Below are 12,390 nucleotides of genomic sequence, written 5' to 3'. Positions count from 1 at the left end.
CTTTTCCTTTTGACCTATAAGCAAGGCAGAGACTATGCCCAGATTTCGAAACAGAACGCCCCGGGTGCTTATTGTGACGCCGGAGATTTCCTATCTCCCTGCAGGCATGGGGGAGGGCGCGGACAGGATACAGGCCAAGGCCGGAGGGCTGGCGGATGTCTCTTCGTCGTTGATTCGGGCGCTTTATGAGCAAGGGGGGGATGTCCACGTGACCCTTCCCAATTATCGGGCGATTTTCAGAGATCAGCTGAGAAATAATTTCGATGAAGAGGTGGATCGCATTCGGAATTCAATCACCAGCGAGCGGATCCACCTGGCCGAAGACCGGGCTTTCTTTTATCTGGATCAGGTTTATTCCGGGTACGAGGGGGAAGATGTGAAGATATCCCTGGCGTTTCAGCGGGAGGTGATTAACCACGTGATTCCGAGAGTAAAACCGGATTTAATCCATTGCAACGACTGGATGACGGGATTGATTCCCGCCATGGCCCGGAAAGAGGGGATCCCCTGTCTGTTCACCCTGCATAACATTCACAGCCGGGAAACCGTGATGGCGACCATTGAGGACAGGGGAATCGATACGGCCGACTTTTGGCAGTACCTTTATTTCAAACGTCCTCCGATTAATTACGAGTCATCCCGGGGCACCCTTCCTGTGGATTATCTGGTGAGCGGTGTCTTTGCCTCCCACTATGTCAACACCGTGAGCCCCACTTTTTTTAAAGAGATTGTGGAGGGCGCCCATGATGTGGTCACCCCGCATCTGAGGCGAGAGCTTGCCAACAAGTGGCATGCCGGGTGCGCGGCGGGCATCCTGAACGCTCCAGATGAAACCTGCGACCCGGAAATAGATGCCGCTCTTTTCAGGAATTATAGCGCTGGAAATCACAAGGCGGGAAAGCGGTCCAACAAGATTCATCTGCAGGAGCGGCTGGGGCTTGCGCAGGATCACAACGCCCCTCTTTTTTTCTGGCCCTCGCGCCTGGATCCTTTGCAGAAAGGGTGCGGGCTCCTTGCGGAGATTCTTTACGACACCCTGTCCCATTACTGGCGCGAGGGGATGCAGGTGGTGATGGTCGCCGATGGTGAATTCTGGCCCCATTTTGAACGCATTATCCACACCTTTCATCTGGGGGATCGGGTGGTTTTAAGGCCCTTTGACGAGTCCCTGTCCCGGTTGGCCTATGCCGCCTCGGATTTTCTTTTTATGCCCTCTCGATTTGAGCCTTGCGGATTGCCTCAGATGGTTGGCCCTCTCTACGGCAGCCTGCCCGTGGCCTTCGACACCGGGGGGATCCACGATACGGTGACGCATCTGGATCCGGCGGCGGGGATTGGTAATGGCTTTCTTTTCACCTCCCACGACGCGGGGGGTTTGCGCTGGGCCGTGGATGAAGCCATGGACTTCTGGCGAAAACCCGAATCGTTAAAACGGTCCCAGATACATCGCATCATGGATGAGAGCCGCAGGACCTTTAACCATACCATCACAGCAGACAGGTACATGGACCTCTATGAGAAGATGCTTGAACGGCCCTTTGTTGTGTAGCGACATGAGGAGCGGTTACTGCGCCACCAGCCTGGATCATGCCGGCGAACTGGCCACCACCCTCATGACTCTGGATCCTTTGCTCAAACCCTATGGCCCGGTCCTGGTTCGCCGGTTGGACCAGGTGACCCTTGCCATGAAGCGACTGACGCGCCAGGGGAGCCTCCGGGAGGCTGCCGGGACTCACCTTGTCTGCGGACCGAGGTACGGGGATGGGCTCTGGTGTATCGGTGAGTGGGCTCCCAATGCCACGGCTATTTATCTTATCGGGACCTTTTCCGACTGGGAGGAGAGGCCGGAGTTTGCCCTCAGGCGAAGAGAGGGGAGCGATCTCTGGGAACTCTCCCTTTCTGACACGAAGATGCCCCATGGAACCCTGTATCGGTTTCGGATCCATTGGGAGGGCGGTTCGGGAGATCGGATCCCCTCCCATGCAGACCGGGTGGTCCAGGATCCCCATACCCTCCTTTTTAACGCCCAGGCCTGGCGGCAGGAGCCCTATGCGTGGCGTCATGGGACCCTGTCGGCGAAGGGGTCGGTGCCCCTTATTTATGAAGCCCATGTGGGGATGGCCTCAGAAGAGGAAGGGGTGGCCGATTTCGATCACTTTACGGATCATGTGCTGCCGCGTATCCAGCGGGCCGGTTACAATACCGTTCAGCTGATGGGGATTCTTGAGCATCCCTATTACGGGTCGTATGGGTATCACGTGACAAGCTATTTTGCCGTCTCTTCACGCTTCGGAACCCCCGAAGCCTTTAAACGCCTGGTGGATACCGCGCATGGGCTTGGGCTCAGGGTGATTATTGATATGGTGCATTCCCATGCGGCGGGAAATGAGGTGGAGGGGTTGAGCTGTCAGGATGGGACCTGCCATCTCTATTTCCATGACGGGGCCAGGGGGCACCATGAAGGATGGGACTCCTGTTGCTTTGATTATGGGAAAGAGGGGGTGGTGCGGTTTCTTCTCTCCAACTGCCGCTACTGGCTGGAGACTTATCGGGTGGACGGGTTCCGGTTCGACGGGGTCACCAGTATGCTCTATCACCATCGGGGGATGAACCGGAGTTTTACCTCCTATGACGATTACTTTGGCGATGAGGTGGATGAAGAGGCGCTGGTTTACCTCTCCCTTGTCAATCGCCTGATTCATGAAATTCAGCCCTCCGCCATCACCATCGCCGAGGATGTCAGCGGCATGCCGGGCCTGGCTCTCCCGCGGGAGCTTGGGGGGACGGGGTTTGATTATCGGTTTGCCATGGGGTTGCCGGATCTCTGGACCCAGTTGGTCAAGGAGGTCCCGGATGAATCTTGGGATCTCGATCACATCTGGTATGAACTCACAAACCGGCGCGAGAAGGAGCCGACCCTCAGCTATGCCGAATCCCATGATCAGGCGCTGGTGGGGGATCAGACCCTTTTTTTCCGTATGGCCGGGATGGCCATGTACGATGGCATGGGCAGAGACCACTCCGACCCGCATATCGATCGGGCCATGGCCCTTCACAAGATGATTCGGCTGCTCACTTTTGCCACGGCGGGTGCCGGGTATCTTAATTTCATGGGCAACGAATTCGGCCACCCCGAATGGATCGATTTTCCGCGTCAGGGCAATCGCTGGTCGGGCCATTATGCCAGACGGCAATGGAGCCTTGTGGACAACCCGGAGCTTAAATATCCTCTGTTGGCCGCTTTTGATCGGAACATGACAGCCCTCGCCGAAGAGGGGGAGCTCTTTGCCTCTTCCCATGTTCGGCTTCTCGGAATTTCACGCATAAAAAAATGGCTCGCCTTTGAAAGGGGAGCCATGGTCTTTATTTTTAATTTTCATCCTACCCGTTCCCGGGTTAATCATCCGGTGCCGGTTTCTCCCGGCGATTACAACCTGCTTTTAAATACCGACGCCTCAGAGTTTGGAGGGCAGTGTCGTATTGAGGCAAACCAGTGTTTTTTTTCATTCCCAGATGCCAAAGCAGGTCATCACATTTATACTTACCTGCCCGCCCGAACGGCCATGGTGTTGGGGAAAAACAGGCTGAAAGGCCAAAGGCCAAAGGCTAAAGGCTAAAGGCTAAAGGCGACAGGCAATGGGCAAAAACCCTTACTTGTGCATCGGCGTGCGAGGCAGTGTTTTGGCCTTGAGGTCCAACTCCATCTTTCTGATGCCGTCGATATTGCAGGTCAGGGCGCGGATGTCGCGCTTTTTTTTGGGAATCTGGGAAATCGGGGGATCCATGTGGATGACCACGTTGCCGTCGTAGGAGGTGACGGTGGCGTCACTGTATTTTTGTACGATGGCCGCTTTAATGGTGGCGGTGAGGGCCTGATTCTTGAGGATTTTTTCTGCTTCGGCGGTTTCTTTGAAGTACTCTTTTTCGAGGGCGTAGCAGATGAGATCAACGCAATCGTCGATGGAAATCCGCTCAATGTTGATCACCAGGTTGTAGAGCTCCGGGTCCCGGGTGTCCATTTTATAAAGCGCGGAACACCAGTTGTATCGTTCCCGATCTTCCTGCAGGACTCGTTTTCGTGCCACGCCTTCAGGGACCCCTTCCAGTTCCATATCTTCCTGAATTCTATTCTCCATGCTGTCCAGAATTCGAACTTTTAACACGCGGGGAATGCCCTGAACAAAAAAGTGCCCGACGATACCGTGGTAAACAATCGATCCGTTTTTGAGATTATTTAATAAAGAGGCTTTGAAAAAAGAGAGGTACCGTTCTTTGCCGTTGGACAATCTCTCAAAAATAGTGGGGCTGTCATGGATGGCTTTGGCGAGTTTGATCTCCGGGACGTTGTAGTGCTCCGATGCCTCAAGGATGATCTCCCGGGAGATGCAGGTGTGTCCGAGTCGCTCGGCGACGCGTTCAGCGATAATCTGACGGTTTTTTTGTGAAGAACTGGATATGGTGATAATTGGCATTGTGCGTCTCCCAGGGTATGAAAAAGTGTTTGCTTATAGATCAAGGGAGGCATCATAGGGCATAGGGCACATGAAATTCAACGGAGAAAAAATATTTTTATTTATGCATGGCTGTTCTGGGTAAGGTATTGGACATGATGTTAAAATAGAGTTCATTGATGCCTTCAATATTTTTGATGAGAGATTTTAGATCATCTTTTGTTTTCTCTATCTGGGCCACGGGTTCGGGCAGTTTGATGACCACATTTCCTGCCTGGGATGAGACCTCGGCGTTGTAGTATTTGTGGACGATGGTGGCTTTGATCGTGGCGGAAAGCGCCAGGTTTTCTAATGTGACTTTTGCGTCCTCTGTGTCTCGGAAATACGGTAATTTTAAAGCGGAGAGGATCATGGTGACACAATCCTCTACAGAGACCTGCTTGAGGTTGAGGGTCAGATCGTACAGCTCGGGATCCCGCGTGTCGATTTTATAGAGGTAGGTGCTCCAGTCGCAGCGTTCTTTGTCATCCTTGGCGAGTCGCTTCTGTGCGACGCTTTCTGTGACGTTTTCGCGCGCCATCTCTTCGATGATCCGAGCCTCCTTATCTGCCAGGAGTCGTATTTTCAATATATGGGGAATGTCCTGAACAAAAAAGTGGCCCGCCAGGCCATGATAGACAATATCTCCCGTTTTCAGTCGGTTGAGAAGGGCCGCCTTGATAAAGGCAATGTAGCCCTCCTTGCCGTGGGAGAAACGTTCATAAACGGTGGGGCCGTCATGAATGGCCCGGGCGAGCTTGATCTCGGGCACATTGAACTGCTCCGAGGCTTCCAGAAGAATTTCCCGTGAAATGCACTGATAGCTCAGGGTGGAAGCCACTTTTTCTGCAACGAGCTTGCCTTTGCTGCAGAAGGATCTGGATATTGTGATGATGGGCATGGTGTCTCCTGATATCGGTTGATGTTGCGGTTTCAGGGGATGCTTTCAGTTAAGAGACAGGACATACAGGGTCTGTGGTTCGGGGGACGTCTGGGGCCTCTTTTAACTTTATCCGTGCCGTAAGGATGTCCGGTGCAGAGGGGAAAAAATGCTCCAGCCGGGTGACATGAAGCATTTGCGTGATGTTTGTCTGGACACCGCAGAGGAGACAGGTGTGGCCGGATGACACCACGGTTTTTTTCAGCTTGAGAAGGAGTATCAAGCCCGTGCTGTCCACGAAATCAAGGTGGGTCAGGTCCAGGATGAGGTGTTTGCCGGCAATGGTGCCGAGAAGATCGGGGAGGTCGAGGGTCTGCATCTGAGCTGCGTCCAGACTTCCGCAAAGCTGGAGTTCCCGTGTCGTTATCATGGATTTCAGCGAGTGGAAAAAAGGGCGATGGATCGTGGGGGATTCTTGAGCCTCCAGGATCTCCTCCACGTCTTCGATGATGTGGTCCGTGAGCAGTGCATCCACACGGTTGAGTTTGAGAATTTTCATCACTGGCGGTTGCAACCCTATTATATAAAAACCGGCATGGCGTGTGATGCTTTTTTTCCAGAGTCCCAGGAGAAATCCCAGCCCCGAAGAATCCATAAAACGGACATGGCTGAAATCAAGGGCCAGGCCGTTTTCATGGGCCAGCCATTCCCTCTCTTTTTCTTTCAGATCACCCACAACCGATGCGTCAAGTTCCGCAGGCAGGGGGATCACACTGATTTCATTTAGGTGTGTGTAGGCGGCATGATTCGGTGGGGCAGGGCCGGCTTTCTGGCGTTGTCTCACCCTGCGCAATCGGTGCCAGCGGGTGTGGAGGATGATGGGAAAAATCATGACCGTGAACTTGAAAAAGCCAATCCCGTAACGTTTCCACAGCCGCCTGGGATCCTGGGTGAGGCGATATATCCATTCCAGCCCCGATTTTTGCATCCACAGGGGAGCCCGGGCCACAGAGCCCGTGATGAATTCAAAGGTGCCGCCGATGCCGAGGGTGACCCCGGCCTTAAGGCGGTATCGGTTGCGATGAAACCAGGTCTCCTGTTTGGGGTTTCCAAAGGCCACGAGCAAAATGTCGGGACGGGCCGTGTTGATGCGGTCAATCATTTCTTTGTCGTCTTCTGCTGCGTGGGTTAATGCATCTCCGTCAATATGGACAAAGGGGGCATCCACTCCGGCAATGATCATTTCCGGGTTTCGCTTCTTCAGGGTGTCGGCGGCTTGCCGGCCCACTTCCCCCCGGCCTCCCAGAAAATAGAGGGATTCTTTTTTTACGGTGGCGGAGGCCGCCAGCGCCGGCACAAGATCGGCTCCGGTGACCCGTTCTTTTAAAGGATTTCCGAGAAGACGGCTGGTCCAGACCAGGGGCATTCCGTCGGCGGTGACGAGGTCGGCGTGCTGGAGGATGGAGAGGAGCTCCGGGTGCCGGGGGGCTCGTGAGAACCAACTGAGGGTGTTGACGAGAAAATCTACATTGACCGTGGCCACGAGTCTGGGGATGCCGTCTCTTCGGAATGCGGCGACCATGGTGTGGATGCGCTCAATGGTTTCTTCCAGGGTGAGGTTGTCTAAGGGGATGCCTAAAACGAGGACGGTGTCGGTTGGTTTCATCATGGCCTGAGGTGAACGGGGGGCTTTGTTGTGTAACGGGCGGTTGCATAATCGGCCCGTCAGGTAGCGCAGGACCCCTGCCAGCTGGGGAAAGACCACAAAGGCCGAGTGAGCTGCATAGAGAAGGGCCTGGCGGCGGGGGCAGCCAAAGCGCTGAATGGTGAGTTTCAGAGTGTAGAAGGGGCGGGCCGCAATGAGCAGAGCGATGAGGAGGCCGGCCATGGGGTGACCCGTGATCAATCCCAATACCATGAGAAACGGAGGCAGGCTGCCTCGGACCGTGACCCGAATCAGCTCGCGCAGCCAGAGAGGGTCCGGGCTTGACGCAAACCGCAGGCCGATCTCAGCGTAGGCGTGGCCGCTTCGATAGGCCCGCTTGAGGTATTGCCGGAAGGTGGTCATGTGGATGTCGTGGGTGCTCATGGGGGCGGCGATGCGTCGGATTTCCCACCCTTTACGGCGGATACTCCGGCTCAGCTCGGGGTCTTCTCCGGCCACCAGCTCGGCGTCAAATCCGCCGGTCTCCTCCAGGACATAGCGATAAAGGAGCACTTCGCCGCCAAAATATCGGCAGGGTCCCTCTTCGTAGCGCCACTCCATCTCCGTGAGAAGGTGATATCGATTCCGGGTCGGGTAGCGTTCCCGTCTGAACCCACAGATGGCGGGGGTGTTGTCGTTCAAGTGGGGAAGGGCGGCCTGAAACCATCCCGGTTCTATCGTGGTGTCCGCATCCATGAATTGAATCAAAGGGGTGGATAAATAACGCCAGCCTGCGTTGCGACCCCGGCCTGGGGTGGGGTGGGGGTGATCGAGACGAATGACGTGAACGTCCTCGAAGGCGTCTGCCAGCTCTATACTGCCGTCATTGGACCCGCCGTCCACATAGACGATCTCCAGGCGGTCCCGGGGGTAGTCGCCGTGCAGCACCGAGTGGAGACACATCTCGATGTATCGGGCCACGTTGATTCCGATAATCACCACGCCGATTTTGGGAAGGGGCTGGGTCATCGTTATTTCCTTATTGTGTGTGTGTCAATCAGCTTTTGAGGTGCTTCGTTGACGCCGCAGAATAATGCGGGCGGGAATCCCTACGGCGATGGCGTTATCCGGGACATCGGTGATGACCACGGCGTTGGCCCCGATGACCACATAATCGCCGATGGTGATGGGCCCCAGGACCTTGGCACCGGCGCCGATGTCCACGTGATGGCCTATTTTCGGGGCCGTGGGTTCGTCGGTGCGGCGCAGGCCCACGGTGACCCCGTTTCGGATGACGCAGTGGTCTCCGAAGGAGGCAAATCCGCTGACCACCACCCCACCGAAGTGGTCGATGCGAAAGCCTTGACCCACCTCCACTTCACAGGGCAGCTCAATGCCTGCCACCACCTGCACTCCCTTGAACGCGATCTTGTAAAGAAGGGAGAAGGGCATCCGCAGCCAGCGATTGGCGAGGGTGTACCGCCATCGCCCGAACCGGTAAATGACCATGGCCCAGAACCCCTGGGCTCCCCAGTCTCCCTGGTGGGCAGCCAGATCCGCCCGGATGTTTTTAAACATGTCAGCCTTTTTCGTCCGGCAGGTGGGCGCAGAAGTACCCGAATCCGTCGGAGAGGTTTACTTTCAGGGCCTCTCTGCGCTCCCGGGGGATGTAGGGGTGCTGAAAATGGCGGCCCTCCAGAAGGGGGCGGCCCCTGGCTGCTTTTTGGTTTTTTTCGACGAATGCCTCCAGGGTGCAGACAAACCGGGCCGGGTTTCCAGCGTAGACCGTGTTTGGCGGAATGTCGCGACTCACCACAGATCCTGCCCCCACGATGGCGTTGGGGCCGATGGTGGTGCCGCAGAGCAGGGTGCTTCCCGCTCCGATGAAGCTGTGATCCTTGATGGTGACCCGCCCCACCTTAATGAGGTCTCCGGCCCAGGCGCTGGTGGCGTCATGGGTGAGGATGGTGACATACAGGCTGATCACCGCGTGGTCTCCGATCTCTACGAGGTAGGGCATGCGCCCGTCGATGTAAGAGGGGTAGAGAACCACCGCCCCTTTTCCGATGCGCACGCCCTGGTGCCTCAGGTAGTGGGGGTAATACCCTTTGTCTGCCAAAAGCCTCAGCCGGCGTGCCATGTGTGTGAGTTTCTGCAGGGGTTTCATGGGCATGATGAACCTTTTCTTTTGCCCCACGCTGCCCTGGGGCCGGGCAGGGGGTTTTCAGACTTGATCTTCCGTCCACATGTCTTTGGTAAACCGGATGCATCGGTTGCGTCCCTCCTCTTTTGCGCGATAGAGGGCCACATCGGCAAATTTGATGCAGCTCCACAGGGTGTCGGTGTCTTGAGGAAATTCACTGGCCCCTGCGCTGATGGTTTTTTGAATGACGCCATCGGATATTTTGAATTTGGTCTGCTGGATACTTAGCCGGATTTTTTCAGCGATTTCGAGGCTCTCCCCTTCATTGATATCCAGGAGGACCACCAGAAACTCCTCTCCTCCAAAACGGATCACGATATCCGCGTCACGCAGATTTTTAACAATGATTCTGGCGGTCTCTTTCAAAACGAGATCTCCGACATTGTGTCCATGGGTGTCATTGACCTGCTTGAAGTAATCAAGATCGCACATGATCAGCCCGATCGCCTTTCCCCGTCTCAGGACGCCGGCCACCATTTTTTCCGTATACTCCTGAAGGTAGCGCCGGTTGTATAAGCCGGTCAGCGGGTCGATCAGCGCGGCATCCTTCAGTGAACTCATCAGCCGTTTGGTCTCGATGACGGCAAGGGATTCGTTGAGATACTGCTCAGCTTTAAAGATCTTCGTTTCCATTGCTTTTATCTCATCCGGATCTTCCAGTTTTTGGAAGATGAATTGAACGACTGCAACGGGGGTGCCCCCCACAACTACGGGCACGCAGTGGTGAAGTTCTTCTGCTTGAGGTAAAAATTGCCTGCAGATCGCAGGGAAATGGGCAGACGTAATCACGTGGCCGGTTCGCTTTGCCTTGCAGAGGGTGTTGTCATCAAGGATGAACGGATTGCACATCATCTCTTCCTGATCAAAACGGCTCGGGTAGCTTAATTCCAGTTTGTCTTTTGAACTGATGACCTGGAAGATAAAGCAGCGGGGGATATGGATTTGCTGTGTGAACAGATCGCCAAGTCTCTGGTACACTTCATCGAGTGTCCCATCTTCTTCAATCACATTTTTGAAGACCGTCAGGCCGTTAATGGATTCCATCAGGCGGTTAAACTCCGTGGAGAGCAGGCCGATTTCGTCAAGGGAGGTGATGGCGATCCGTTTGGTCAGGGCGGCCCGTCCCTTCCCCGTAGCGATATCCTGAAGGCCCTCGATGACTTTTTTCAAGGGGCGGGTGATGCCGGTACCGATGAACACGGCAAGGGAGATGGTCAACAGGGCAAACACGGCGACACCGCTTAGCACATAAACGCGCAGGCGGTTGAGCTCTGTGTGGACATCATCAAGGTACATGCCACTGCCAATGATCCATCCCCAAGGTTCGTAGAGTCGGATATACGAGGTCTTGGGGGCCGACTTTTTTTCACCGGGTTTTGGCCACATGTAATCGACAAACCCGGAACCATTGGCCTGGCTGACATGTAAGAATTCGCGGAACAGGTAGATGCCGTCGGGTGTTTTGCTGTCGGACTGGTCCCTGCCCTCAAGCTCCGGTTGGATCGGGTGCATGACCATCTTGAGGTCGAGATCATTGATCCAGAAATAGTTGTTATCACTGTATCGCATCGGTTTCATGCGAAGAATGATTTGCTTTTTTGCTTCCTCCAGGCTGATTTCACCCGTCTGAATGCGGGCGGTATTCTCGTGAAATAAGCCGTAAGCGGTATCGACAACGTTTTTCAGCCCTATTTTTTTCCCGTGGATCATCTCCTGCTCCACTAAAGACATGAAATAGCCCAGGATGACCATGGTGATCAGGGTGACGCTGATGATGGAGATGGTCATGATTTTGCTTAGAATTTGCCAATCGTTGAAGGGTCGTATCTGCATGGGGTGCCTTGGTAAAAAGGGGATGGTTAGAGACCATGGTAAGCCTTGGGCCGACGAGAATATTGAGAGAACCTATATGGCCGTATCGGCATCTCTTGATGGCTGTTTTGTCACCGGAGCCTGGTGCCGATCTCTTTTGTGATGAGCGTCATGATCATCGAAGCATCTGCTTTTTTTCGGGGGGACTCTGGGCGGGGGGCAAGGGTGTGTTTCAGGCGGATGAATCCATTCCAGAGCACCTCCACCCCCATGGCGGCCAGCAGGCGAAGGGGGCCGTAACATTTTTTGTAATAACGGCATTCGCTGGCGATGCGGATGCCAAGGCTTTGTCTGCCGGATGTGGAGATGTGCCCCGGGGTTTTGAGGGTGCTTTGGCCGCCTAAGTGGACCACGGTGGCCTCCGGGTAGAAGACCACGTCCCAGTATGCCCGTTGGGCTGCCAGGCAATAGTCGATCTCTTCGAAATAGAGAAAGTAGCCGTCATCAAGGAGGCCGATCTCTTCCATGGTACGGCGCCGGATCAGGAAGAAAGCGCCCACCACCCAGCCCACCTTTCGGGGGGTACCATGATCCCACCAGGTGTAGTCCACCTTGCCGAAGAGGCGTGAGGTGGGGAACCGGGCGGCGAGGCCGGAGATGTGTAAAAATTTGTTGATGGGGCCGGGCAGGCTTCGGGCTGAGGGTTGAAGGGAGCCGTCCGGGTTGGTGAGACGGCATCCAAGGATCCCCACCCGCCGGTGGGCGTCCATGTAGGCCAGGGCCTTTGAGAGCGCGCCGGCCGTGATGAAGGCATCGGAGTTGAGCAGCAGAATATATCGGCCTTTCGCCTGCGTCATCCCAGGGATGTTTCCTCCGGAAAAGCCTTTGTTGATGGTTTGTCGGATTAAGGCAACCTCCGGGAACTCTGCTTCGATCATCTCGGCGGAGCCATCTGCTGAGGCGTTGTCCACCACGATCACTTCGTATCGGATCCCGCCGCTATGGGCCTGGATACAGGTCAGGCATTGGCGGGTAAGCTTCAGGGTGTTGAAGGAGACGATGACGATGGAGAGGTCGGTTTCCTGTGGCCGGGCCATGGTCACTCCATGAGATGGGCATTGGAGAAGAGATCGATGCCTATCAGGCTTTTGATGAGGTAAAGGATAAAGAAAATCCCGGAGATCACGATGAAAAGGAGCAGGGCCAGGATGGCCATGGTGGCGATGCGGCCTCCCATGCTGTGGATACCGTGGGGAGGGGGATCTGTCCTGTCTCGACCCATGAGGACGCCGATAAAATAGCCGCGGCCAAAAAATCGGAACGGGAGGATAAGCCGCATCATCAGTTCCGTTTTTAAGGG

At 55.2% G+C, this 12,390-nt stretch carries 10 protein-coding genes; 2 read left to right on the top strand and 8 right to left on the bottom strand.

Features of this window, described 5'->3' with window-relative positions; genetic code table 11:
- The first annotated feature begins 34 nt into the window (after positions 1–34).
- Both Q1Q75_RS05780 and Q1Q75_RS05775 read left to right on the top strand, forming a co-directional pair.
- The gene (locus Q1Q75_RS05780; protein WP_300668246.1) at positions 35–1,549 is read left to right on the top strand and encodes a glycogen synthase; all 1,515 of its coding nucleotides are present in this window, start codon (positions 35–37) and stop codon (positions 1,547–1,549) included.
- 4 nt (positions 1,550–1,553) lie between these two features.
- A complete protein-coding gene (locus tag Q1Q75_RS05775) occupies positions 1,554–3,617 on the top strand; it encodes an alpha-amylase family glycosyl hydrolase (RefSeq protein ID WP_300668244.1) in 2,064 nt (687 codons plus the stop codon).
- A gap of 33 nt (positions 3,618–3,650) precedes the next feature.
- Here the strand turns inward: Q1Q75_RS05775 and Q1Q75_RS05770 are convergent, their stop codons facing one another.
- The 8 genes from Q1Q75_RS05770 to Q1Q75_RS05735 all read right to left on the bottom strand — a co-directional run.
- Positions 3,651–4,472 (bottom strand): AAA family ATPase, encoded by an 822-nt coding sequence (locus tag Q1Q75_RS05770; protein ID WP_300668242.1) that lies wholly within the window; start codon positions 4,470–4,472, stop codon positions 3,651–3,653.
- 97 nt (positions 4,473–4,569) lie between these two features.
- A complete protein-coding gene (locus Q1Q75_RS05765; RefSeq protein WP_300668240.1) occupies positions 4,570–5,391 on the bottom strand; it encodes an AAA family ATPase in 822 nt (273 codons plus the stop codon).
- A gap of 49 nt (positions 5,392–5,440) precedes the next feature.
- On the bottom strand, positions 5,441–8,044 hold the full coding sequence (locus Q1Q75_RS05760) for a WecB/TagA/CpsF family glycosyltransferase (protein WP_300668238.1): 2,604 nt from the start codon (positions 8,042–8,044) through the stop codon (positions 5,441–5,443).
- Positions 8,045–8,068: 24 nt separating this feature from the next.
- The gene (locus Q1Q75_RS05755; protein ID WP_300668237.1) at positions 8,069–8,593 is read right to left on the bottom strand and encodes a hypothetical protein; all 525 of its coding nucleotides are present in this window, start codon (positions 8,591–8,593) and stop codon (positions 8,069–8,071) included.
- Position 8,594: 1 nt separating this feature from the next.
- On the bottom strand, positions 8,595–9,188 hold the full coding sequence (locus Q1Q75_RS05750; protein WP_300668236.1) for an acyltransferase: 594 nt from the start codon (positions 9,186–9,188) through the stop codon (positions 8,595–8,597).
- Positions 9,189–9,239: 51 nt separating this feature from the next.
- Positions 9,240–11,051, bottom strand: coding sequence for a diguanylate cyclase (locus Q1Q75_RS05745; RefSeq protein WP_300668234.1), 1,812 nt, complete (start codon positions 11,049–11,051; stop codon positions 9,240–9,242).
- A gap of 110 nt (positions 11,052–11,161) precedes the next feature.
- Positions 11,162–12,127, bottom strand: coding sequence for a glycosyltransferase family 2 protein (locus Q1Q75_RS05740; RefSeq protein WP_300668232.1), 966 nt, complete (start codon positions 12,125–12,127; stop codon positions 11,162–11,164).
- 2 nt (positions 12,128–12,129) lie between these two features.
- The coding region (locus Q1Q75_RS05735; RefSeq protein WP_300668231.1) for a hypothetical protein at positions 12,130–12,390 on the bottom strand (261 nt) is incomplete at its 5' end.

Origin of the sequence: Desulfoluna sp., assembly GCF_030145185.1 — a bacterium.
Classification (GTDB): domain Bacteria; phylum Desulfobacterota; class Desulfobacteria; order Desulfobacterales; family Desulfolunaceae; genus Desulfoluna.
This window is presented reverse-complemented; position numbering and strand designations above follow the sequence as displayed.

Excerpts from the sequence above, each read along its gene's own strand:
- Q1Q75_RS05780 (WP_300668246.1), top strand. The coding sequence starts at position 35 with ATGCCCAGATTTCGAAACAGAACGCCCCGGGTGCTTATTGTGACGCCG.
- Q1Q75_RS05775 (WP_300668244.1), top strand. The coding sequence starts at position 1,554 with ATGAGGAGCGGTTACTGCGCCACCAGCCTGGATCATGCCGGCGAACTG.
- Q1Q75_RS05770 (WP_300668242.1), bottom strand. The coding sequence starts at position 4,472 with ATGCCAATTATCACCATATCCAGTTCTTCACAAAAAAACCGTCAGATT.
- Q1Q75_RS05765 (WP_300668240.1), bottom strand. The coding sequence starts at position 5,391 with ATGCCCATCATCACAATATCCAGATCCTTCTGCAGCAAAGGCAAGCTC.
- Q1Q75_RS05760 (WP_300668238.1), bottom strand. The coding sequence starts at position 8,044 with ATGACCCAGCCCCTTCCCAAAATCGGCGTGGTGATTATCGGAATCAAC.
- Q1Q75_RS05755 (WP_300668237.1), bottom strand. The coding sequence starts at position 8,593 with ATGTTTAAAAACATCCGGGCGGATCTGGCTGCCCACCAGGGAGACTGG.
- Q1Q75_RS05750 (WP_300668236.1), bottom strand. The coding sequence starts at position 9,188 with ATGCCCATGAAACCCCTGCAGAAACTCACACACATGGCACGCCGGCTG.
- Q1Q75_RS05745 (WP_300668234.1), bottom strand. The coding sequence starts at position 11,051 with ATGCAGATACGACCCTTCAACGATTGGCAAATTCTAAGCAAAATCATG.
- Q1Q75_RS05740 (WP_300668232.1), bottom strand. The coding sequence starts at position 12,127 with ATGGCCCGGCCACAGGAAACCGACCTCTCCATCGTCATCGTCTCCTTC.